General features: G+C 42.3%; 18 protein-coding genes. 11 read left to right on the top strand and 7 right to left on the bottom strand.

Features of this window, described 5'->3' with window-relative positions; all coding sequences use genetic code 11:
* Positions 1–172 precede the first annotated feature (172 nt).
* Both ACQ96U_RS08470 and tusA read left to right on the top strand, forming a co-directional pair.
* On the top strand, positions 173–1,066 hold the full coding sequence (locus ACQ96U_RS08470) for a hypothetical protein (protein ID WP_431720808.1): 894 nt from the start codon (positions 173–175) through the stop codon (positions 1,064–1,066).
* 135 nt (positions 1,067–1,201) lie between these two features.
* Positions 1,202–1,447, top strand: coding sequence for a sulfurtransferase TusA (gene tusA, locus ACQ96U_RS08465; protein WP_431720807.1), 246 nt, complete (start codon positions 1,202–1,204; stop codon positions 1,445–1,447).
* 105 nt (positions 1,448–1,552) lie between these two features.
* Here tusA and ACQ96U_RS08460 read toward each other — a convergent pair whose 3' ends face one another.
* From ACQ96U_RS08460 to ACQ96U_RS08445, 4 genes are all read right to left on the bottom strand, one after another.
* Positions 1,553–2,248, bottom strand: coding sequence for a hypothetical protein (locus ACQ96U_RS08460; RefSeq protein ID WP_431720806.1), 696 nt, complete (start codon positions 2,246–2,248; stop codon positions 1,553–1,555).
* 134 nt (positions 2,249–2,382) lie between these two features.
* Positions 2,383–3,474 (bottom strand): DUF3080 family protein, encoded by a 1,092-nt coding sequence (locus ACQ96U_RS08455; RefSeq protein ID WP_431720805.1) that lies wholly within the window; start codon positions 3,472–3,474, stop codon positions 2,383–2,385.
* Complete coding sequence (locus ACQ96U_RS08450; protein ID WP_431720804.1) at positions 3,474–4,859, bottom strand: MATE family efflux transporter; 1,386 nt, start codon at positions 4,857–4,859, stop codon at positions 3,474–3,476. The genes ACQ96U_RS08455 and ACQ96U_RS08450 overlap by 1 nt, the downstream gene beginning before the upstream one ends.
* Before the next feature lie 251 nt (positions 4,860–5,110).
* Positions 5,111–5,710, bottom strand: coding sequence for an elongation factor P hydroxylase (locus tag ACQ96U_RS08445; RefSeq protein WP_431720803.1), 600 nt, complete (start codon positions 5,708–5,710; stop codon positions 5,111–5,113).
* Positions 5,711–6,131: 421 nt separating this feature from the next.
* On the opposite strand from ACQ96U_RS08445, the gene zapB reads away from it, so the two are divergent.
* Positions 6,132–6,341 carry a cell division protein ZapB gene (gene zapB, locus ACQ96U_RS08440; RefSeq protein WP_431720802.1) on the top strand — a complete coding sequence of 70 codons (210 nt, stop codon included), beginning with the start codon at positions 6,132–6,134 and terminating at the stop codon, positions 6,339–6,341.
* 220 nt (positions 6,342–6,561) lie between these two features.
* On the opposite strand, the gene ACQ96U_RS08435 is transcribed toward zapB, so the two are convergent.
* Positions 6,562–8,685: a methyl-accepting chemotaxis protein gene (locus ACQ96U_RS08435; protein ID WP_431720801.1), complete on the bottom strand. Its 2,124-nt coding sequence runs from the start codon at positions 8,683–8,685 to the stop codon at positions 6,562–6,564.
* 251 nt (positions 8,686–8,936) lie between these two features.
* On the opposite strand from ACQ96U_RS08435, the gene aceK reads away from it, so the two are divergent.
* Together aceK and ACQ96U_RS08425 are read left to right on the top strand one after the other, a co-directional pair.
* On the top strand, positions 8,937–10,691 hold the full coding sequence (aceK, locus tag ACQ96U_RS08430; protein ID WP_431720800.1) for a bifunctional isocitrate dehydrogenase kinase/phosphatase: 1,755 nt from the start codon (positions 8,937–8,939) through the stop codon (positions 10,689–10,691).
* A gap of 113 nt (positions 10,692–10,804) precedes the next feature.
* Positions 10,805–15,370: a PAS domain-containing protein gene (locus ACQ96U_RS08425; protein ID WP_431720799.1), complete on the top strand. Its 4,566-nt coding sequence runs from the start codon at positions 10,805–10,807 to the stop codon at positions 15,368–15,370.
* A gap of 268 nt (positions 15,371–15,638) precedes the next feature.
* On the opposite strand, the gene ACQ96U_RS08420 is transcribed toward ACQ96U_RS08425, so the two are convergent.
* Both ACQ96U_RS08420 and ACQ96U_RS08415 read right to left on the bottom strand, forming a co-directional pair.
* On the bottom strand, positions 15,639–17,171 hold the full coding sequence (locus ACQ96U_RS08420; RefSeq protein ID WP_431720798.1) for a methyl-accepting chemotaxis protein: 1,533 nt from the start codon (positions 17,169–17,171) through the stop codon (positions 15,639–15,641).
* A gap of 335 nt (positions 17,172–17,506) precedes the next feature.
* The gene (locus ACQ96U_RS08415; protein ID WP_431720797.1) at positions 17,507–18,163 is read right to left on the bottom strand and encodes a substrate-binding periplasmic protein; all 657 of its coding nucleotides are present in this window, start codon (positions 18,161–18,163) and stop codon (positions 17,507–17,509) included.
* A gap of 31 nt (positions 18,164–18,194) precedes the next feature.
* Here ACQ96U_RS08415 and ACQ96U_RS08410 point away from each other — a divergent pair, with 31 nt between their 5' ends.
* The 6 genes from ACQ96U_RS08410 to ACQ96U_RS08385 all read left to right on the top strand — a co-directional run bounded on the left by ACQ96U_RS08410 (position 18,195) and on the right by ACQ96U_RS08385 (position 22,904).
* On the top strand, positions 18,195–18,359 hold the full coding sequence (locus tag ACQ96U_RS08410) for a hypothetical protein (protein ID WP_431720796.1): 165 nt from the start codon (positions 18,195–18,197) through the stop codon (positions 18,357–18,359).
* A gap of 273 nt (positions 18,360–18,632) precedes the next feature.
* Positions 18,633–19,691, top strand: a complete 1,059-nt coding sequence (locus ACQ96U_RS08405) for a DUF2157 domain-containing protein (protein WP_431720795.1) — start codon at positions 18,633–18,635, stop codon at positions 19,689–19,691.
* Complete coding sequence (locus tag ACQ96U_RS08400; protein WP_431720794.1) at positions 19,688–20,746, top strand: DUF4401 domain-containing protein; 1,059 nt, start codon at positions 19,688–19,690, stop codon at positions 20,744–20,746. The genes ACQ96U_RS08405 and ACQ96U_RS08400 overlap by 4 nt, the downstream gene beginning before the upstream one ends.
* The gene (locus tag ACQ96U_RS08395) at positions 20,743–21,252 is read left to right on the top strand and encodes a GDYXXLXY domain-containing protein (protein ID WP_431720793.1); all 510 of its coding nucleotides are present in this window, start codon (positions 20,743–20,745) and stop codon (positions 21,250–21,252) included. The genes ACQ96U_RS08400 and ACQ96U_RS08395 overlap by 4 nt, the downstream gene beginning before the upstream one ends.
* A 136-nt stretch (positions 21,253–21,388) precedes the next feature.
* Entirely contained in the window at positions 21,389–22,570 is a 1,182-nt protein-coding gene (locus tag ACQ96U_RS08390; RefSeq protein WP_431720792.1) for a hypothetical protein, read from the top strand.
* 31 nt (positions 22,571–22,601) lie between these two features.
* The gene (locus tag ACQ96U_RS08385) at positions 22,602–22,904 is read left to right on the top strand and encodes a hypothetical protein (RefSeq protein WP_431720791.1); all 303 of its coding nucleotides are present in this window, start codon (positions 22,602–22,604) and stop codon (positions 22,902–22,904) included.
* Positions 22,905–22,921 lie beyond the last annotated feature (17 nt).

Below are 22,921 nucleotides of genomic sequence, written 5' to 3'. Positions count from 1 at the left end.
ATCACTTACTAAATACTCATTAATGATTACCACTAAAAAATAGCCGCTGAAAAATAAAAAAATGACAATATGATGATTTTTTTTGCGAATTTTTATGACTTCTGCTAATCCTGAAGATAGGCCAATACCCATTGGGTGACGTAGGTTGTTGGTATTGGAGAGAGGTAGATCGATGGCTAAGTCTGTAAGCACTTCCGTGACTTCAATATACCCCTGGAATTATGCGCTACAGTTTTGGCACAGTCGGCAACAGCCTACTCGTCCGGTTATTGGTATGAGCTGGTATAACCAGCCAGTGCCTGCCTCTCAGTTAAGGGAATACTTAACCAGCTGTGGCTTAGATGTTGTGGAGGCTTTTCGGACAGCAGAGTGGAGTGGTTATTTCGAAAACCAGTTACCGCCTTTATTTCCTTTAGTGATGAGCTTTCCTCTTCACACGCAATTATTACTGAGCGATCATGCTAGTCAGTTAGCTATGTGGTTACGTATTGTATCGTGTCAGGTGCGTGTTTATCAGGCTCTGAGCCCACTGCATAACTTTGATTTTAGTATTCATTATTATTCTGCAGACGGTGAGTTGCCTTGGGTCAGAATATTGGGTTATCAATTAGAGCAACTGGTTTGGGAGTGCGAGTTAGCTTTTAGCAGTAGTCATAAAGAAGTTTATCCAAAAGATGCGGTTGGGCAGAAACAACAGGTTTTATGCCCTGTTACACAGCCAGTTCCATCCAGCTTTAATGTGGGACGCTGGTATTTACATGCTGCTCAAGCGAAGCAGTTTTCGCAGTTAGTACGTGACTTTCATCCAGCACATTTATCCAATGTAATGGCTAAATGTTTGGGGTATCAGCGCGCTACTGTGAATGCGGTGTGGTTATTGTCTGCAGCACTGAGTTACTTACCACTACCACGTTACCCCATACAAATTTTGTGTCATTTTCCCAGCCCTGCTTATGTAGACTCAGTGGTAGAGTTAAAAGCAAATCAAAGTCCTCATGGACATGATTTTCGAATTATATCTGCAGCCACGCCACGACTCGCTTTAGGGCATTTAATAGCATTATGATAGATCAGTGTTGTCTAATCTACTTAATACAGGTCTCGTTGTATAAAGAAAACGCATCATGAACGATGATGATTAGAGTCCATTGAGCGATTTTGTTAAAGTTGTGTTTTATTGACTTGATAAATCGTATTCACTATGAATCCACAAGCTGACCATATTCTTGATACCTGTGGCTTAATGTGCCCTGAGCCAGTTATGTTGTTACACAATAAAATTAGGGAGTTGCAGGCGGGTGAAGTATTACAAGTGGTGGCTACAGACCCATCCACAACACGTGATATTCCAAAGTTTTGTACTTTCTTACAGCATGAATTGATTGCTCAGGAGCAAAATGACACGCAGTATATTTACTATATTCGCAAAGGCGCTGAGGTCGGTTAATAGGGTAATATTTTTCGTTTTAGTGGGGCAAACCTAGCTGTCCCTCTTTACGACTAAGCAAAAGGGAACGCTAGGTTGTTGTGTCTGCCCTTAAATTTTGGGTATTTAAGGGTCAACTAATAAGGAAAAAGCAGCTATGGCATCTGGGTCGTTAGCTTTTATTTTATTAGCAATACGATGATGAAAAAAATATTTAAAGCCATCATGCTGCTGTGCTGGAAACAAGCAAGGGTCTCCTTTTAGCACAGGTGTGGATTTAACTTTATTTTTATCAATAATCATCGCAAAAACCATACCGTTGTTGAGTAACTGCCAGCTTATCACTTCTTCTAGGGAAAAAGAGGCGAAATTATCAGTGGTAATAATGGCATGGGTACCAATACTGTCAGGAATTTCATGGACAACATCATCTGGGCCTTGAAATGCTGTTTTATAGTACTCAGCAGCAGTTTCTAGCTCGACGACTTTGTGAATAGGTGCTTGATAAAAGATTTCATCAATGCCCTGGTCGTAGTAGCCTTCCCAGTGGCCATTTAAAGGATCCCGAAGCTCATCGCAGGCAACAATATCGTTCAGCCAAGGCACTAAGGCCACTACTTCCCCATTAGTACGTAAGGCCCAGCACAGGATCTTCATACTAAACAGCTTATTGGGATTTGCATCATTGCTGTAAAGCATTTCCAAGCCATCAAGCTCGGGAGACAAGCGAATGATACGTTTAGACTCTTCCGGTGAGATGGGCTTCCGTGTGAACATGTCAATGACATTGTCTGTGCGCTTACGAGCGTGCACATTACTCATAGCTAACCCCTCTCAGTTCGTGATGTCTAATTATTGTTTTTATATCCGGCCTAACTGACACCACAAAATAGTGACTTCACTTACTAGTATAGTTAGTGAGTTTTTACCAAAGCAAATCTGGATAGTCATTAAGGTTATAGATTGGCGTGTTGAAGAGAATTTACAGAGATAGCACATTGCTTGAGTATCTGTTTCCAATACGCGATATGTCGTGTAGTTTGCTGTTTAAGCATTGCGTGTAGCCCAGTATTTTCAGCTACTGTTTTTGCTATGAATTGATTCATCGTTGCAGGGATGTGCTCATCAGGTATTGTGTTGAGCAAATTTTGATGAGCTATTTGCCACTGATTTAGCTGCTGGCTGAGTTGGGCAAGGTAGGGTTGGATCTGTTGTAAGTAAAACTTCTGTAATACTTGGCTGAGTATACGTGATTTGGGGGTAGGGCGGTGTTGAGGGCAAATTTGCTGAGCAGACACTGTTGCCATCAACTGATTAGCTTTTTTTAACAGGGTATTCGCTAATACACTCGCACGAATGAGTTCTCCTCCTGTTGCACGTTGCTGAAGTTTTTGCAGGTGTTGATTGAGCTGTAAGGTTAACATCTGTACATCAGGTATAGGTGTGTCTCGTTGCTGACTAAAAGTGGTCAGGTAGCTCAGTGCTTGTAGTGTGGGGGTGAGACTAGGAGGCTGCTCAGCAAGCGGTGGTGTGGCCAGGCTGAAATGATGTAGCATTTCGCTGGAGTTATATAAGGCATTCCAATAAGTGGAAGGTAATTGTGCTTGCTTAACTGTCATCCATTGTCGCAGCGTTTCACGAAGCTCAGCAGAGGTGCTTTCTGGATGTTTAAGGCAGGCTGAGAGTTCTGGAAGTAATTGTCGTTCATAAATGGCTTGCTGAGTAATAGGCATTACTTTACCCAGCGCACTATTTCGTTCAGCAATGCGTTGGGTGAGTGAATGGCAGTGCTTGATTGAAAGAATAGCAAGAAAATTTAGCCGAATATCTTGTGGCGCTATCCAGCGTACTGACCGGCGAGGGTATTGCCACAATGTCCAATCAATGTTCAGGGACGGTGTAGGTTGTTCTAAAGCGCGTGCTAAGCGTGCTACATAGTTATCGAATTTTGCGGTGGGTGAGTTATTGTTACAGCCTGCTAACAGGAGCAGGCTGCACAGTAATAACAAGGAAAGGCAGGTTTGAGCATACTGTCGTTTTCCTGTCACTAAGTCACCTGATTGGCTGTGGCTATAGGGTTTGCAGAATTTATGTGTTGCTGACTAATATAAACAACGCGCGCCAATAGCATGATAGCTGCTGTAGTAAGTCCACAGACTAAGCCAATCCAAAAGCCTGCAGGCCCCATTGCAGGGGTTATTAAATCAGTTAAACCAAACAAGTAACCGGTAGGTAGACCAATACCCCAATAAGCAATGATAACGACCATCATGGGTATTTTCGTATCTTTATAACCACGCAAAATACCATTGGCTGCAACCTGTAAACCATCAGAAAACTGAAACACAGCGGCAAACCATAATAGTCCAACCGTTAATTCAATCACTTTGGTATCGCTGGTGTAGATCTCAGCAAGGAACTGAGGAAATGCCAGCATACAGCTTGCAGAAAAAATGGCATAACCTAGCGCAAGCATAATACCGAGTTGCCCTGCTTTTTTGGCGTTATGGGGTTGTTGTGCCCCTAGCCAGTGACCAATACGAATAGTGACGGCCATAGCAATACTAAAGGGCACCATAAAGGCAATGGAAGAAATATTGATGGCAATCTGGTGACTAGCTACGATCTCTGCACCAAGTCTACCCAGCAGTAGACTCACTAAAGAAAAAATACTGGCCTCTGCAAAAATAGAAATACCCATAGGCAAACCTAATGCAAGTAGTTCTTTAATCATGCCAAGCTTGGGAAGTGAAAAGTGGCGATAAAGCCCAAAATGCTTAAGCGATGGTACTAAGTGTGTATAAATAGCAATCAGTATCATCATGGTTGTTGCTACGGTTGCAGTTGCCCAGCCACAACCCACAGCACCTAAAGCAGGAAAACCAAAATTACCGTACATGAAGACATAGTTAGCAGGAACATTCAGCATTAAACCAACCAACATAAATATCATACCTGGTTTGGTTTTCCCTACACCTTCACAGTAGCTGGTAAAAACATTAAATAAACTTAAGGCGGGCATACCAAAAGCAAGTGCTGTTAAATATTGGCTGGAAAGTGGAATGATATCTGGGTCAACATCAAGCCAAATTAAGAGTGGTTTAATATTTGCCAATAAAGTCGCTAATAACAGACCACAGCCCAGACCAATCCAAAGTCCCTGCTGACCATAGCTACCTATTTCATCATTGCGTTTGGCACCAAACAAGTGGGCGACAGTGGGTGTCAATGCCATGTAAGTGCCTTTGGCAAGTAGATAAAGTGGTACCCAAACACCTGCACCAATGGCAACGCCTGCCAGGTCAAGGGCACCAAGCTGACCAGCCATAATAGTATCGGTTAACCCCATACCAGAAGCTGCCAGTTGGGTAATAATAATCGGGTAAGCCAAGTGCAGAATATGCCTTGCTTCCTGAAGTATCCCTTTGCTCATGAAACTCCTACTCATAAACTACTTGAAGCGAAATATCTCGGTAGCGGCCATAATAGACAGGCAGAAAACATTGCCAGAAATGGTATGTTGCGTAATGGTGGCCGGCTAAGGATAACGTAAGAAGCGCGTAAAAATGTAGAGCGGGTATTATATCATTTTTTAAAAGAAAGCCCAGTATTTAGCATCAGCAAAGCAAAAGGAAAACCGCTGTGGAAAAGAGCTTCTACAGCAGTTTTATAAGGGATAAATAATTAACAGTGTTCGGTCGAAAAGAACGTCAAATTAATCGTTTTTTCGGTTTGATAAAATTGACTGAGTGCTTGCCGAAATTTTTCTGCCCGCAAGGGTAACCCCTGCTGAGCATAAACTTTAACCTGTTGGTAAATGGCCTCTTTAAAGGGTTGAGGGTTAATAGCCTCGTTATTTAAATTATCAATACTTACCCTAAATGGATAATCTGCAGCAACGGATAAAATCCATTCAACAGCTTGGGGTTTGATTTCTACTTTCTCGAAAAGCTGTTGTTGGGCTTTAGTGCGTCCATCAGGTTCATACCAGTAGCCATAATCAACCTGTTGTCGTCGCTGGTTTCCCGCAATAAACCAGTGTGCGCATTCATGCAAAGCGCTGCTGAAATAGCCATGGGCAAAATAAATCCCATGGTGAGGGCATTGTTCATTGGCTGGCAAGTAAATGGGCTCATCATCACCTTTGATAAGATACGTATTATGCGTTTCGGCAAAACAGTGATTAAACAGGTTAATGAGGTCTTGGTAATGGTGCTGAGTACAGCTCAATTTTTTTCTCCAGCGGCCAACGAATGGCTTTAGGTCACCGCTAAAAAAGTGCATTTTTAGCGGTGACCTAAAGCCAAGATAAGTCAGTAATAAGCGTAATGATTATAAGTGAATGGAAAAATATCATCAAAATGTCATGGCGGTTTGGCAAGGGGCTACGTATTCTTTAACTGGTACACCACGTTGTTGTTTGCTGCGTTGACAGGGGGAATTAACGGGAAACGAAATATTATCTTTCATGACTTTCCGTTGAGTGTCACTTTTTAAAGACAACAATAATCAACCCGTAAGGAGCACAGGCTTTTTATGCTTGTCTAATCCTAATCTACTGTTGGTGATTGACCTTGTCTTTAGATAGGAAGGCACTTTGGGAATATGTTTTATGTGCTTCACAGTTAAAACGTGATTTAATTTATGTTTTTCAGTGTCTATAATCTGCGGTCATTGTTGTTGATAAAAATAGAAAGAGCGCATTATGTCGAATGATCATTTAGCCAAGTTAGAAGAAAAAGTACAACATGTGATTGATACGGTTGGTATCCAAAAAATGGAACTGGAAGAGCTACGTGAGCAGAAATCGAAATTAGAGGATGAAAATGCCACGTTAAGGGAGGAGTTAGCCAACTGGAGCGACCGTTTAGGTAGTTTGCTGGGACGTCTTGAAGGTGTTGCAGAAGAAGTCTAGGGCAGGTTCTGGCTAAACGGATTATGTTGTCTTTTGCGTTAATGCGATGCCAGCATGATGGAAAGCGAGGCTATTCATTTGCAACTTTAGTGGTTAGCAAATTTATCTCGCGTTTCTATACACATGTTAGGTAGTAGTGACTACCTAACATGTTTTGTGTATTTTCTGAATTATTTGCGGGTTTACCATAAACTACACCAGCGTGGGGATGTTCAGGGGATTAAAATTTAAAGCGGTTTATTTTTCCGCTTAACTCATCTGAAAGATGACTCAACTGCTCACTTTGCTTGCTTGAGTTGTCTGCACCTTCTGCTACTTCACCGGCCACATCACTAATGGTGGTGACATTTTTAGTAATATCCTCTGAGACAGCATGTTGTTGCTCGGCTGCACTCGCAATTTGTGTTGCCATATCGTTTATACGACTGATAGCGTGAACAACCTCTTCTAATCGTTTGGCCGCTTGTTGCGATTGTTCGACTGAAGTATGTGTCATTTCGCTACCTCGACTCATTGTTTGAACCGCTTGTTCTGTACGGTCTTGAAGAGCATTGATGGTTTGGCGAATTTCATCCGTTGAATTTTGAGTTCGGCTCGCTAGGGTTCTGACTTCATCGGCCACTACTGCAAACCCTCGTCCCTGTTCGCCTGCTCGTGCTGCTTCAATGGCCGCATTTAATGCCAGCAAATTCGTCTGCTCAGCAATAGAAATAATCACATCTAATATACTGCTAATATTTTCGCTATCCTCTTTTAGTTGCTCTATTACTTTAACAGCATGTTCTACTTCATCCGATAACTGTTGTATGGTCGATGCACTACGATTAACAATCTCCTGGCCTTCTAATACAGACTCATTAGCGGCACCCGCAGACTGTGCTGTTTCTGCTGCATTATTAGCTACTTCATTGGCAGCACATGACATTTCGTTGATTGCGGTGGCTACTTGATCAATTTCAGAACGTTGCCGTTGCACACCATTACTGGTTTCATAAGCAATTTTTGAACTTTCATCAGCCGATTGGTCAACTTGTTCAATGGTTTGAGCTACGTCTTTCACCATGTTTTGGATTTTTTCGATAAAGAGATTCACCCGGCTGGCCAGGCTTCCCACTTCATCACGACGGTTAATTTGAATACGACGTGTTAAGTCTCCATCCCGTTCTGCAAGATCATCGACAAGGCTGACCACTTCTTTAAGTGGCTTGGATATTGAAGTAGCGACTCGCCATAACACCAGTAACGCTAACGCTGTGATAAGTGCGCCTGTAATCAATTGTCCAATCAAACTTTCGTTGAACTGCTCAGAAACTTGAGCAGACATAGCTTGAACATCAGCAAAGGCAACACTTTTGGGGACTGATATGACCAGTGCCCAAGGTGTTTTGGTTTGGCCTACCGTAAAAATGGTGGTACTGGTAATGAGTTCCTCATTCTCTGTAACCACACTGTTGCCTTGTCGAATAGCCTCCATGATAGGTTTCCATTCATTTAAAGTACCGACAGGTTTACCTACCAGAGAAGGATCACCAGTATTAGCCACCATCACACCATTAAAGCTCACCAGGGCAACACTACCGCTGCCTTCGTACAATTGAGCATTAATTTCGGTGCTAATTTCCTGTAAAAAATTAAGTGAATAGTCAATTCCTGTCATGCCAATAAATTTACCATCATGCATGATGGGAGTAACAAATGAGGATAGCAATGTCATGACGCCTTGTACGTCATAAGCGGCGGGATCAATAATACATTCGTTGCCTGTTTCTTTTGGGCAAAGGTACCATTCACTGCGGCGTATTCCGGCATCATTTTTTTCTTGGGCGTAGAGTTTGCCCAGTGGGCGGCCGTCAACTTTGCCTGAAGCACTGCGATTCCAATAAACAGCGAGCTGACCTGTGGATGGTTGTGAATGAATGTATTCACCATTTTGATACATGGCATCATTGCCATCAAAAGCATTTGCCTCCCAGCCGGTATAAGCGCCTAAAAAGTCGCTATTGGCTTCAGTTAGGTGTTTTGCCATGCCACTGACAATTTCACGACTATTTGCAACTTGTGCTGGTGCTCCACTTTGATAATAAGCTTGTAGGTTTTGCGCATAGGTTCTGGCCGCCGTCATCGCTTTTTCCATTCGGCGTTGCATACGCTGTGCTTTACCTGAAGTGAGTGATGAGAGACTCTCTTTGATTTTCTCTGACATGAGCGTTTGTGAGGTTTCGCTGACATAACGTTGGGTGTTTAGTGAGGAGTAAAGTGCATAGCCCACAACAGCAAATAGCGAAATAACCAGACAAATGCTTGTGTAAACTAGAATACTCGTTTGAACTGAGCGAAACTGCATACTGACTGCTCCACATCATTAATGACGATTTGTACCTTTGGTGACATAACGTGTTGCTATGTTTTTTTGAAAAAATTATTGATCGTATGTATAAAAAAATATAAATAAGGGTACAGTTTTTCATTATGGCAGAAGATTTATAAAGTCACCTAAAAAACATACGTAAGGACGTATTATGGTTACTTGAATTATTCTCCAAAAATAATAAATTAGGTATAAATTAATAATTACTATAAATAAAGGGAAATAAAATGAGCAATCAATGGGGGCAGTGTGTTGCATCATCAGTGCTTGAAGGGTTTGCAAACTATCGATCAACATTTACTTATATTACTTTAGGTGCAAAGAGGCGTTTTGAATCCGCATGTTGGCTTGATGTCCAACAAGCTTCTATGGATCGTATTAATCTTTATGATGATGCGGTAGCCGCCGTGACGGACTGTCTGACACAGGAAGTTGCCCAAGGGTATACACAGCTTAGTGTATGGAAAGATGCTAAACGTTATTATACCGAATTAGTGCGTAGTCGAACGGATGGCGAGTTAGCCGAAACCTTTTTTAATTCTATTTTTTGTCGCATTTTTCGTCACCACGAAATAAAACCAGAAAATTTATTTGTTTTCTCTACTCAACCTAAGGTTAAAGCCGCTGATGAAGCTTCAATTATTATTAGCTACCGTCCAGCATTCGGTTTGGTGAAAATGGTTGATAGGATTTTGATGGATTTTAGTTTCGCTATTCCTTATGCCGATCGACGTCAGGATGTGGTTAATATTATTCGTACTGCTCAGCACCAGTTGGGTTTTGTCTTTGCGGATAGTAAAGACATGGAGATTGATATCATTCGTTCAGTTTTTTATCGTAATAAAGCGGCCTATTTGGTGGGAAGGGTACGCATTCGAGAAGATGTCAAACCTTTTATTATTGCATTGATGAATAATGAGAGGGGCGGAATATACGTTGATGCATTGATTACTGATCCCGATGAGGTCAGTATTATTTTTAGTTTTACCCGTTCTTACTTTATGGTTGATGCGCCTGTACCCGCTGCGTTTATCGCTTTTTTGCAAGACCTTTTACCGTGGAAACAACGCTATGAATTATATAATTCAATCGGTTTTTATAAACACGGAAAAACAGAATTTTATAGGGATTTTGTTCAGCATTTAGATAAAACAGATGATCAATTTATCATTGCACCAGGTGTAAGAGGAATGGTGATGATTGCCTTCACCCTGCCTTCTAGTCAGACGGTCTTTAAAGTGATTAAGGATAATATTGCACCGCAAAAAGAAGTGAATAAGGAAACCGTTAAAAAGAAATATTATTTAGTAAAAATGCATGACCGTGTTGGACGCATGGCAGACACTCAGGAATTTTCTCACTTTGCTTTTCCAAAAGACCGTTTTCATCCAGAATTATTAGCTGAGTTATTGACTGAAGCACATTCTGTAGTTCGGGTTGTTGATGACTTGGTTATTATTGATCATCTGTATACTGAACGACGGATGATACCCCTCAATTTATATATAAAAGATGCCTCTGAACAACAACTAGAATCGGTATTGGATGATTTTGGTAATGCGATAAAGCAACTTGCTGCCGCTAATATTTTCCCTGGAGATATGTTGTTGAAAAATTTTGGTGTTACCCGACATGGCCGTATTGTTTTTTATGATTATGATGAAATTTGTTATTTAACGGAGTGTAACTTTCGTCGGATACCACCGCCACGCTTTCCTGAAGATGAGATGGCGGCTGAGCCTTGGTATTCGGTTGGGGTTAATGATGTTTTTCCTGAAGAGTTTGCCATTTTTATTTTTGCGGATACGCGAATTCGCAAGTGTTTTACTGAACTGCATGGTGAATTGTTTGATGCAGGTTACTGGCAACGTATTCAGCAAGTCATACGTGAAAAAGAGGTTGTGGATGTATTTCCTTATCGGCGAAAGCGGCGTTTAGCTCGGCGAATGGATGAGCCAAAGGTGCAGGCACGTGAGAAGTAAAGCAAGATAGTATTCAAAAATGCTTAATCATTACGATTCACTGCAGTCTCCTTGAAGCAGCTAAACTTAGTAAAAACGATATCTGTATGGCTGTTTGATTGAGATGTGAGGCTATGCTGGAGCGACCCAGGCGTGTACTAAAGCATACTTACCGTTATATCACCCTCACAATGCTTTTTGGGCTGGGGGGGCTGTTAGTGAGTACACAACAGCTTTATGGGAGTGAACCGCCTGAGCTGTCGAGTGAAGGTACCTCGTTTCAAATACGACCTTCAACGGCAGTGGGGAGGGATTTGATTCCTAGTTTATCGCTCAGCTTGGTAGAGCAACAGTGGGTCGCACTCCATAAAACACTTAATGTGGGTATGTTATGGGTTCCTGAACCCTTTTTACTGGAGGAAAAAGGGGTTTTACGTGGACTAATCATTGATTATTTAACTGCCGCACAATCCAGTTTGGGTGTCTCGCAGTTGAATATCAGGCTTTACCCTGATGCTCAAACGTTACTTCAGGCAGTAGAGCAGAATAAGCTTCATATGGTATTGACCTCAACAGATCATCAACTGTTAGTCGAGGATGAAAGTCTGCTGACGACAATGCCGATGATTAATAGTTATCCTGTGTTAGTGGCTCCCCGGTTTAATCGAAATATCAGCGAGTTATCAGATCTTAACCATAAAACCATTGCTTTGTCCCAAGATTTTCCAGCGTTAACAAGTCTTCAACAACAGTTTCCTTTGATTAATATTCAGCAAGCACCAACCATAAAAGCGGCACTGGAAACAGTAAAACAAAATCAGGCTAATGCCTTTGTGGGAGAACTCATTCGTACTACCTACCAATTTGAAACGTTAGGGGTAGTTGATTTTAACGTGTTGGGTCCAGTAGACCTGAAGGCAGGACAGTATGTGTTTGCTGTTCGCCGAGACATGTCCATGTTGCACTTTTTACTAACACAGTGGCTACAACAACTAACAACAGATCACCATCAACGTTTTTTTAAACCCTGGGTTTCTTCAACTGTGGCTTTGGCTTTGGATAGCCCTCCACTGAATTTGACCGAGCAGGAGAAAGCCTGGTTACAAGCACATCCCGTGATAAAAGTGGGAGTGGATCGAAGTTGGAAACCGTTGGATTTTATTAATGATGATAATCAACATGTAGGCGTGAGTGCAGAGTACTTAAAACGATTGGCAAAACAGGTCAATGTACGATTTGAGGTCGTTGGCAGTGATAGCTGGCGACGACTATTGCAAGGTATTCAGTATGGTGAGGTAGACATGCTTTCTGCCGCTATGCTCACCGACGATAGAAAGCGCAATATGTTATTTAGTCAGGCATATTTACAAATGCCGTGGGCTATTGCTACTCGTGTTGATGCGCCTTTCATCAGTGATATTTCTGATTTAACAGGTCAAACTGTTGCAGTGGTTGCTGACTACGCGATACAGGAAAAACTGCAACATCAGTATCCTCTCGTTAACTTAATTATTACGGAAAATTTAGAAGAGAGCTTAGCCATTTTATTAGATGGAGAAGCGCACGCTATCGTTGGCAATCAAGCAATGCTGACTGACTATATTCAGCGACAGTTCCTGGGAAAGCTTAAGCTGGCAGCCTTACTCAAGGAAACACCTGCCTCCATCCATTTCGCGATACGGATGGATTGGCCTGAGTTACAGAGCATTATCAACAAGGCGTTGTCCAGTATGAGTCAACAGCAGCATTTACAAATTCGGGAGAAGTGGTTAGCTGATCGCTATCAAACGCAGGCATTAATGCCGCTATGGACGCTTTGGCTAGCGTTTATCATGCTTATTGCAGCTGCGTGTGGCTATTTGTTTTATAGGGTCCGTCAGCTACAGAAGGACCAAATAGCGGCGTGGCAACAGGTTGAGGACCACCAGCAGTCAATGTTGCAACTACTGGAGAGCTTACCATTGCCTGTTGCTTTAATTGATAAGCAAGGATACTGCTTACAAATGAACTATGCGTGGCGTCAGTTGCTGACTGATGACTCTGTAGAGGGGGATAAGGAGAAGTTCTCATCACAGTATGGTGAGGAGGGTGATACCAGCCAGTTTGATTCTCAAGCGCAACTGGCTTTTTTGCCTAGTTTACCGGATTTACAACCTTGGCCTGATGTTCGGAGGCTTATAGATCATCTTGCTGAATGTGAAAAAACATGCTTTGAGCTACAGGGCGTCAATAAAGCAGGACAACCCTGGCGCTGGCAGGTGTCTTTGCATGGTTGTTTTGTTAATGGGGTGTTAGAAGAAGCGGTGTTAGCGATTGAAATTTTTGATAAACAGGAACAAGCACGGCATCGTTATCATGAAGCTGAACTACTGTTAACACAGTTGACTGAGCATTGCCCAGTCGTATTGTTTCAATGCCAAATTGGCCAAGAAGGTCAGTGGTCGTTTTCTTTTATAAGCAATAATGTGTCAAAAGCCTATGGCGTTAACCGTCAGGCCATCCTACAAGACAGCACATCGCTTTTGCAGCATGTGCATGTAGAAGACCGTGAACCGCTGAAAGCCTCTTTTGAACTAGCAGGATTACGAATGACGCGTTGGCAGCATTGCTTTAGGTTGCAACTACCTGATGGGCATGTGCGCTGGATTGAAGGTCAGGCATTACCTCGGCAAGATAAAAATAAACAGTTAATCTGGGTGGGTTATTGGGCTGATATCACGGTTCGCTATCAAGCGGAACACACATTAAAGGAAAGTGAGGCTCGATATCGCTCTTTAGTGGATAACTTATCTTGCGTGGTTTATCGCTGTAAGCTGGATACGCATTGGACGATGGAATTTATCAGCGACAACATTAAGACCATTACAGGTTATTCTGCTGAAAGCATGCTAAAAAATGCTGAACAGAGCTTTAAAGAACTAATTTTTGAAAAAGACCGAGAGAAGGTTGACCATACGGTATGGCGTGCTGTGGCCATGAGAAAACCCTATGAAATTGAGTATCGACTCAAAACCACAATGGGTGAGCCTTGTTGGGTGTATGAACAAGGGCAGGCTATTTTTTCTGAGGAGGGGGAAGCCTTGCACCTTGATGGGGTGATTGTTGATATTGATCAGCGTAAGAAGCAAGAGTTGGCGCTATTTGCCGCAAAACAGGCAGCGGAAGAGGCTACTCAACATCAGCTTGAAGTCCTGGCTATGCTAACCCGAGAAATTGCCTGCCCAACAGACAGGCTTTATGGCTTGGCTGAAATGCTGCAACAGACCCAATTAAATGCTCGCCAACAAAATATTACCGATCGTTTGCTAAGTACGGTTAATGCACTTCAGAAAAATGTAAATGATATGCAAGACTTTGCAGCGCTAGAGACAGAACAAGTGGAAATTCAGCACAACCCACTTCGGTTACTCCCAGTGTTAGAAGCACTGATTGTTGAAACCTATGAAGCCTGTCAGCAAAAGGGCTTGCAACTTAAAACGTATATTGACCAAGGAATTGCCTTAGAACTATGGGGAGATCAGCAACATTTAGAGCAAATTTTACGAAATTTATTAAGTAATGCTATTAAATACACCAATCAGGGCCATGTATCTTTTTCGGTTAAGCGACTTTGGGCCAATGAAACGCAACAGCAGATTGGCTTTTCGATTAAAGATACTGGGCCTGGTATTCCTGATACTCTCCAACAAACCATTTCACGCCCTTACTTTTACTCACAGTTAGAAAACCAGGAATCCATTTCCGGTATTGGCTTGGGGCTGGCCGTCAGTTGCAAGCTTGCAAAACAAATGAAGGGTGAGCTGAGTATTCGAAATTATGCACCTGCGGGGTGCCAGGCAACTTATAGCCAAAGGTTTGATATTAAGCAGCCTAGTGTACTTCCCTTATTTTCGGGACAGGCCGTTGCTGCACTCTTGTGTCATGAACGTTGGTTTAGCCATACCTTATTAGATTATTGTCACTGCTGGGGATTACATCCTATACAGCCTGCACTTGTTGTGAATAAGGCTGAACAACTGGCAGACTTTTTGTCTTTGCAACAAGCATCGTTATTAATTGCTTCTAAAGAAACCATTGACTTATTAATAGGTTTGACTCCTTATGAACTGCATACCGTTTGCCAGTTATTAAAAGTGGGACTGATTGTGCTTGATGGACAGTCTGAAGCAGACGCAGCTATTTATGAAGTTCATCATAAAGCTGATTCTCCGCTTATCTTTGTGAATACCAAGCCTTTCTTATCCAGTAATCTGCTTGAAGCCTGTGAACAGGCATTAGGCATTAAGCCGCCAGATGAACTTAGTCAGGGTATCTTGCCTTCTCGCTTAGACTTGGCAAAAGTAACCACTATGCTGATTAACCCAATGGCATTGACCCGCTTATTTGGTACAGGGCAGCGCTTACAATTGGAGCTTTTTGAATTTCAGGAGTTAGGTGAGCTCTGTATGTTGGCCCTTGAAGATGCCATTGAGGCAGGTGATATAGCACAAATCAAACAGATGGCCGGAAAGTTTAAGGCTGCTGCTAATGTGGTTTCTGCTGGCCCTTTGGCTGAAGCTTGCCAAGCACTTATCGAATTGGCAGAGCATGATCCGCAAAAAATGGCAGGGGGGTGGGACGATTTACAACAAGTGTGGTTACGCACTCAAAAGGCCTTGAAGCGGTTATTAGATCAACCCTCACAACAGACAGGTTCCTAATCCTTTCTGCAGACAACTATCTTGATAAACCTCAGCCTCCAGTGAAGGATTCACAGCGTGTTCGAAGGTATTATGCAGATATTATTGGACAAGGGTGTTTTAGAAAGTAGCTTTTATAACGTTACGGGACCCTTGGGGCCTGCTAATTCTTGTCGCTAAAGATAGAAAGCAAAAGGTAATGAGAAAATCGAGATAAAAAAATGCAGCCCGGAGGCTGCAAAGGTTGGGTTTGTTCTTTTATTTAGAGCCTATGGTTTTGCTGTTTAGTTTATATTTTAAAGCGGCTCATCATGTCTCGAATATTATTGGCTAACGTTTCAACCTCACCACTTTTCTCGCCGGTTTCCTTAGCTCGCTCAGCTGTTTCTTCAGCAACCATTGAAATGTTGACGATGTTTTCATTGATTTCACTGATTACTGAGCTTTGCTCTTGAGAAGCTTCAGCAATGTGTGAGTTCATTTCAGCAATGGTATTAACGGCTTCCAGAATTTTATTGATGGCTTCACCGGCATCAGAGACTTTGGTGACGCCACTGGAAGCATGGTGTTCCAGATTGACAATGCCTTTTTCAACCGTTTCACTGCAAGAACGTAGGTTAAGGATGCTTTGGTGAATCTCGTCAGTGGATTCATTGGTTTTTTGAGCAAGGGTACGCACTTCATCCGCAACGACTGCAAAACCTCGTCCTGCTTCTCCTGCACGAGCTGCCTCAATAGCTGCATTCAGGGCTAATAAGTTGGTTTGTTCTGAAATACTTTTGATGACATCCAGCACTGTTCCGATGTTTTCACCTTCGGTAATGAGTTGTTGAGTCGCCTGGGTAACGGAAGTAATTTCATTCGCTAGAGACTGAATGACGGTAACGGCTTGATTAACGATATTATTGCCTTCTTCTGCCTTATGATTGGCATCTGAGGCCGACTCAGAGGCTGCATTTGCATTATTGGCCACGTTACCAATGGATTGGGACATTTCTGACGTTGCAGTCGCTACCATGTCAATTTTGGTTTGTTGATTAAGAACACCTTCAGAGGTTTCATCAATAATCTGGCGACTTTCTAAGGCCGTTGATTGGAGTTTTTCAGACAGGGAAAACAGCTCGGTAACTATGGTTTGTAAGTTTTCAACGAAACCGTTGAAACCTTCCGCTAACGCGCTGATCTCTGTCGCTGAGTTAGTGTCTAACCGTTGGGTGAGATCACCTTCACCACTGGCTATATCATTTATGGCTGTACCAATTTGATTGATTGGCTTAAGGACAATGCGCATGATGATAAAAAATATCAATAATGCAATCAGTACATCGAGAATGAGCGCCTGGATGATTTGGCGCATGAGGACACCTTGTAATATCTCCTGAATTTTTGAGTCATCCACGAATATTTCAACGGTTCCAACTTCTTGTAGTTCTCCATCATCATTGAAAAGTAGCGTTTCGGTTAGTTTCTCTGAAAACACTTTGGGTAAGGCTTTTGACTTAACGATTTCACTGGCTTCATCTTTGACGAACAAGGCCAAAACCTCAGTCTTGGACTTAACGCTAATACCGCTAATAAAGTCAGCCTGCATTTCAGACAAAACGTTTTTATCAATAAACTCGGGTTCATAGTTCCAAATAGGACCAGGTAAACTGACGGAGAGACGCTCAATCGTTGCTTTGGCTTGCTGGGTTAAGTTTTCTTCCAGCTGGGATGCAGTTCGGCTGTAGTTATAGTAACCAAAGAGGGCTAACACTACCGTCACTACGACAGTAAATTCTAAAATCAGGCGTGCACGAATACTTTTTGGATATATGGACATAGCCTACACCTAGCGAACATTGCCTCAAAATCAATTGTGGCTATTGGGGGTTATGTCCCTGTCCTTAGGTGAATCAAATGGCTGACTACCAATCCCCTGTTAAGCGTAATCCCCACGAGCACGATGGCTACTATTGCTCTTATCGTCAATCTAGCTAAATCGTTTGTTTTTACCATCATCACTGATGAGTGACTTTGTATTCCAGTCTAGTACAAAAACGCCTAAGTGAAATAAAAATAATACGAGGATGAAAACTAATGATAAAAAAGGCAGGAAGCCAAATGCCTGATAAGGCACTTGGCGGGTAATGGTTGGTGGGTAATGGAGAGTAAGTGTTAATACTTCTCAGCAATTTGAGTCATAATTGCGCTGTCTTCACGAATTCTAGCGATTTCACTCCAGATTTGATTCATTTCATCCAGGGTGAGTCGGCTTTGTTTAGAAAATGCTAAAAAATAGGACTTTGATTTAATAGGGGTTTTACTTATTTTTAGTTTTCCCGAAAAGGCCGGCGTTTTACTCAGGTGTTGTATAACATTAGGGATTGTCACAACCGAACCTTTTTGGTCGCGCAGCAGATTTTGTAAAGTTTGCTTATCCCCTAAGGCTGTTGCGCTGACAAAAAGTCCTGCTTCTTTTAAGTCATCTGCAATAGAGTACCCCTTTGGTGTTCTGACGGGTTGTGGAATCGTTTTCATATCACCATTGTACTCATAGTTGTTATCGGAGGTGGTGACGACGACATACTCTACTTGTGATACACGGAACTGCGATTTTACCGCTGTTTTAGCATCAGGGGGGTAAATCAGGAACTCGGCACGCTCGTCTTTATAAGATGCCGTTGCGACACCATCATAGCGTCCTTTTTTAGCGTCACGTAAACAGCGACTCCATGGCAAAGGGGTAATTTCCAGTTTAACGTCCATATTTTTCATGGCCATGCGGATAATATCAACATGCATGCCCTTCGCTTCACCACGCTCAGTTATCATGAACGGGTACCACAGGCCTCGATCTGAACAAATGCGTACTTTGCGAACAGCAGCCCACGCGTTATTGCAGGTGATCAAGATTAAGAAAATGGTGGCTAAAAACTTCATTGCCAATAATGCTCCAAAGGGTAAATTGTATGCCAAGCTTTCTTTGTTGCATCCCGCTGGTGGGGAGTCCTATCACCCTGATCCCTAACTCGCGTTGAGTTACTTCCTGAAGATACATGTTTGCGAAATAGTTAGAACGAAGATCCAGCTTCTTTCCTAAATTCCTTCGCTGAGCATGTAGCTTGATGAATTTAACCTATCGACAATAGTAGTGGATCAAGATAGTTCAGTGAAATGTGAACTATTTTGCAATACTTTTTGTGTAACACCAACAGTTCAAGCACTACTTAACAAAATACTCTGTGTTCTAGTTACAGCTTAGCTTATCTTCCTGGTGACGAGAGTAGTTGAGCTGGTTAACATGGCAGCGTCAAAGGCAGACATTAAGATTGTCAATAAAACTATGACTTCAACTTCATCAATGACCACTTCAACAAATTCAACATCGCCTACACCTGAACAGCTTCATCACTTATTTCAACAAGGTGCCTTACCTCGTCAAGTATACTATCAGGCTTTGGATATGGTCAGGCCAGAGGATTATTGGACGCGTTGGGCTGAACGACATTTAATGTTGATCGGTAGCATACTGTTACTGGTGGGTATTATGTTCTTTTTTGCGTACAACTGGCAGGATCTCCATCGGTTTGGCAAGTTGGGGGTGTTGGAAGCCGGTGTGTCTTTAACGGCATTGTTGTCTTTAGTTTCGCGATTTTCACATACCGTTCGACAAATATTACTTACATCAGCTGTTGTACTTACGGGTGTTTTATTCGCTGTCTTTGGCCAAATATACCAAATAGGTGCTGATGCTTATACCTTGTTTTTGTCATGGTCTGCCGTCACGTTACCCTGGGTTATTTTTGCACGATTAGCTGCACCGTGGGTGGTGTGGTTTGTGGTGAGTGAAATTGCCTGTTGGTTATTTTGGGAACAAGTGTTGTCTATTCAGTTTGATGGATGGAATGATTTTCGTTGGTTGAGTATGGCGGTATTGGCAGGTTTCTTAATGCTGGTGAATAACAGACAGTTACGGACGTCAGTACTCGCGGCAAAATTACATTGGTTTTATATGGCGGTGATGTTTAGTGTGATGGCTATTCCGGCCTTGAAAATCGTCATCGATGATTACCATGTTACTAGCCAAACGTGGTGGGTCGCGATAATTTGGCTGGTACTGTCGTGTATCATGATTATTTTTTACCGTTTTATCAGTAAACATATTTATGGACTAACCATAACATCATTGCAAATGACCGTGGTGGTGCTGATTTGGTTGCTACACCAAGTGTCGGATATGCAGCTAACAGATACATCAAAACTGTTTTTCTTTGGTTTGTTGATTGTGACGACTATTTCGCTGTTGGTTTTTATTTTACGTAGTCAGGCACGATTGATGCGCAAGGAGGCAAAAGCGTGAAAATCTACGAAAGTTATCAGGCGCTGTTTGCATCACCAGAACTTAGCTCACAGCTTTCAGAAGAGCAGCAACTGCATGCATTAAAAGTGCTTGAACAAAGCCAGCAGCCTCAGGACCCACTGATCTTTCGAATTTTGATTGCTGTGAGTGGGTGGATAGCCGCATTATTCTTTCTCTCTAGCTTGTTAGTTGCAGGTTTGTTTGACAAAGGCATGAATGCCGTGGGTTACGGCTTATTGCTGTTAATGGGAGCTATTTTTTGGATTAATTCTACCCATCGTATTTTTTTTCGTCATTTGGCTTTAGCATTGAGTATTGCGGGGAATGGACTTGTACTTTTTGGCATGGGTGAGTTTTGGGGAACTGAAACGTTATTACCTGTCATTGTTATGCAAGCCTTACTGACGGGGATGAGTTATCCTTTTGTGGCGAGTAATTCATTTCGCTTTATTCAGCCAATACTTCTGGGAATATTAGTTTTTATTTGGCTCTATGATGAGCCAAGTCATATGGCACTCATTGTCTGGACATGGTTGTTACTATTATTACAGTTACTTTTTTTTATTGGCTTAAGGCCGTTGCCCGCATTATTGCCGTTAGCCTATGCAGTATCGATATTACTGCCAGTGAGTGTACTTTTACCCATTTGGGTACCTAACTTTGATTCCAGCTTAGCGGTCATTGCTATAGCAATAGAACCGGCTTTTCGTATAGGAATGGCGGTTGGCTTGTTATTATTAGCATTGCATATCAGTACAGATACACCCTGGAACCAACCTTGGTTTTATATCGTGGTGATCTCGTGTGTTATTCTGGCGCTTTTTGCAAACTCAGGATTATTGCTTTCACTATTTATACTGATATTGGCTTATATCTTATCGGACAGGCTATTGAAAGTGATTGCTTATCTTTTTTTAGCAGTTTTTTTAAGTTTGTTTTATTACAACTTACAAGTTTCGTTGTTAAATAAATCCTATTTATTAATGGCCAGTGGCAGTGCAATGTTGTTAGTGTGTTGGCTATTAGGTCTTTTTTTCAAGGAGCATGATGTATGATCAGTCCGCTTCAGCGCTGGGGTATAGTGGCTGGCTGGTTGCTGGTCATGGTCGCAGTCAATTGGAGTATTTTCCAAAAGGAACAGGTACTTGCTGCTGGGCTACAGGTCCGATTAGCGCTAGCACCGGTTGATCCACGCTCACTGATGCAGGGTGACTACATGCGTTTGCGATATGCATTACTCAGTGAAGTGCCTATAAAGCAATTAGCTTCAGAAGGGCAATTGGTTATTCGCCTGGATAAACAACATGTGGCGTCTTTTGTCGGTATATACCAGCCAGGTCAGTCTCTACAGCAAGGTGAATTATTATTACACTACCGCCGTTATGGGCGACATGTAAAGTTGGGGGCTGAAAGTTATTTATTTGAGGAAGGTAAGGCAAGCTTGCTCAGTGAGGCTGCATATGGTGAATTACGCGTAGCAAGCGATGGTAAAAGTGTATTAGTGGGATTGCTTGATCAAAATTTTCACTATTTAGATAATTTATTTAAAAACCAGGAGTAAATTGCTTCCTGAGAGCAAGGTTAATACGTTCTTCATATTTTATTTCTAAGCACGCAACGTCAATTTTATACCCTCATTTTTAAATGATCATGATTACAGGTCAAAGAATAATCCTGACGTATTGTGGAGATCGTGAATGAAAGTGAGGGTATTAGTTGGCACTCGAAAAGGTGCATTTATATTAACATCAAATGACGCCCGTCAACGCTGGGAAATTCAAGGCCCTTTGTTTGGTGGTTGGGAAATCTATCACCTGAAAGGTTCTTCAGTGGACCCAAATCGACTTTACGCTTCACAAACCAGTAGTTGGTTTGGACAGGTTATTCAACGCTCAAGTGACGGAGGTAAAACCTGGGAGCAGCCAGGTACACCACCAGGTGAGTCTATGATTACTGAAGAAGGAATGCCAAAAGGCGAGAGCAATAAATTTGCTTATGACACCTCATCAGTTACAGGCAAACCATTGACGACACATCAGTGGTATGATGGTACCCAGCATCCTTGGGAATTTAAGCGTGTATGGCACTTAGAGCCTTCTCTCACTGACCCTGATACGATTTATGCGGGAGTGGAAGATGCGGCATTATTTAAATCGACTGATGGCGGACAGACCTGGCAGGAACTTGCAGGACTAAGAGCATGTTCAGGGGCAAACTGGTCACCTGGGGCGGGTGGTATGTGTCTTCATACTATTTTACTAGACCCTAACAATGACAAACGGATTTTTGTGGCCATTTCTGCAGCAGGTGTATTTCGCACAGATGATGGTGGTATTAGCTGGAAGCCTATTAATCAAGGACTTAAGTCAGACTATATTCCTGATCCAGACGCGGAAGTAGGGCATTGTGTTCATCGTATTGCCTTTCATACTTCGCAAGCTGACGTATTATTTATGCAAAAACATTGGGATGTTATGCGCAGTGATAATGCGGGTGATTCTTGGTATGAGGTCAGTGGCGATTTACCCTCAGATTTTGGTTTTCCCATTGTGGTGCATGCCCATGAACCCGAAACGATTTTTGTCATTCCCATAAAAAGTGATTCAGAACATTATCCCCCTGAAGGTAAGCTTCGTGTTTATAGAAGTCGCACTGGCGGTAACCAGTGGGAAGCACTGACTGATGGTTTGCCACAACAACACTGCTATGTGAATGTATTACGTGATGCGATGGCTGTAGACTCGCTTCAGCAGTGTGGAATTTATTTTGGTACGACGGGAGGACAAGTTTATGTTTCAGCCGATGCCGGTGATAGTTGGCAGCCTATTGTACGAGATTTGCCTGCAGTACTTTCAGTGGAAGTACAAACAATAGCATAAACAAGCAACGTGTCAGTGAGCATACTTTTTTATGGCGAAAGTCTGTGTCGCATTACCTCATCATTTACAGTTATTGGCGCACTGTGATTCTAACGTGTATTTAGATATGGTGGGAGAGGTTACTCAGCATACTATTTTAAGCGCTTTAGAAAAAAATTATCCTATGCTGAGTGGTACAATCCGAGATCATGTGACGTTACAACGAAGGCCGAGAGTTCGCTTTTTTGCTTGTGGAATCGATATATCACATCAACCACCAGACAAGCCACTTCCTGATGCAATCGCGCAGGGAAGAGAGCCTTTTTTAATTATTGGGGCTATTGCTGGCGGTTAATTTATATTTTTTGCTAA

This window comes from Zooshikella sp. RANM57, assembly GCF_050749885.1.
Taxonomy (GTDB): Bacteria; Pseudomonadota; Gammaproteobacteria; order Pseudomonadales; family Zooshikellaceae; genus Zooshikella.
Note: the sequence above shows the minus strand (reverse complement) of the source record. Positions and strands in the feature narration are given on the sequence as shown.

Excerpts from the sequence above, each read along its gene's own strand:
- ACQ96U_RS08470 (WP_431720808.1), top strand. The coding sequence starts at position 173 with ATGGCTAAGTCTGTAAGCACTTCCGTGACTTCAATATACCCCTGGAAT.
- tusA (WP_431720807.1), top strand. The coding sequence starts at position 1,202 with ATGAATCCACAAGCTGACCATATTCTTGATACCTGTGGCTTAATGTGC.
- ACQ96U_RS08460 (WP_431720806.1), bottom strand. The coding sequence starts at position 2,248 with ATGAGTAATGTGCACGCTCGTAAGCGCACAGACAATGTCATTGACATG.
- ACQ96U_RS08450 (WP_431720804.1), bottom strand. The coding sequence starts at position 4,859 with ATGAGCAAAGGGATACTTCAGGAAGCAAGGCATATTCTGCACTTGGCT.
- ACQ96U_RS08445 (WP_431720803.1), bottom strand. The coding sequence starts at position 5,710 with ATGCACTTTTTTAGCGGTGACCTAAAGCCATTCGTTGGCCGCTGGAGA.
- zapB (WP_431720802.1), top strand. The coding sequence starts at position 6,132 with ATGTCGAATGATCATTTAGCCAAGTTAGAAGAAAAAGTACAACATGTG.
- ACQ96U_RS08435 (WP_431720801.1), bottom strand. The coding sequence starts at position 8,685 with ATGCAGTTTCGCTCAGTTCAAACGAGTATTCTAGTTTACACAAGCATT.
- aceK (WP_431720800.1), top strand. The coding sequence starts at position 8,937 with ATGAGCAATCAATGGGGGCAGTGTGTTGCATCATCAGTGCTTGAAGGG.
- ACQ96U_RS08425 (WP_431720799.1), top strand. The coding sequence starts at position 10,805 with ATGCTGGAGCGACCCAGGCGTGTACTAAAGCATACTTACCGTTATATC.
- ACQ96U_RS08420 (WP_431720798.1), bottom strand. The coding sequence starts at position 17,171 with ATGTCCATATATCCAAAAAGTATTCGTGCACGCCTGATTTTAGAATTT.
- ACQ96U_RS08415 (WP_431720797.1), bottom strand. The coding sequence starts at position 18,163 with ATGATAACTGAGCGTGGTGAAGCGAAGGGCATGCATGTTGATATTATC.
- ACQ96U_RS08410 (WP_431720796.1), top strand. The coding sequence starts at position 18,195 with ATGCGTACTTTGCGAACAGCAGCCCACGCGTTATTGCAGGTGATCAAG.
- ACQ96U_RS08405 (WP_431720795.1), top strand. The coding sequence starts at position 18,633 with ATGGCAGCGTCAAAGGCAGACATTAAGATTGTCAATAAAACTATGACT.
- ACQ96U_RS08395 (WP_431720793.1), top strand. The coding sequence starts at position 20,743 with ATGATCAGTCCGCTTCAGCGCTGGGGTATAGTGGCTGGCTGGTTGCTG.
- ACQ96U_RS08390 (WP_431720792.1), top strand. The coding sequence starts at position 21,389 with ATGAAAGTGAGGGTATTAGTTGGCACTCGAAAAGGTGCATTTATATTA.
- ACQ96U_RS08385 (WP_431720791.1), top strand. The coding sequence starts at position 22,602 with ATGGCGAAAGTCTGTGTCGCATTACCTCATCATTTACAGTTATTGGCG.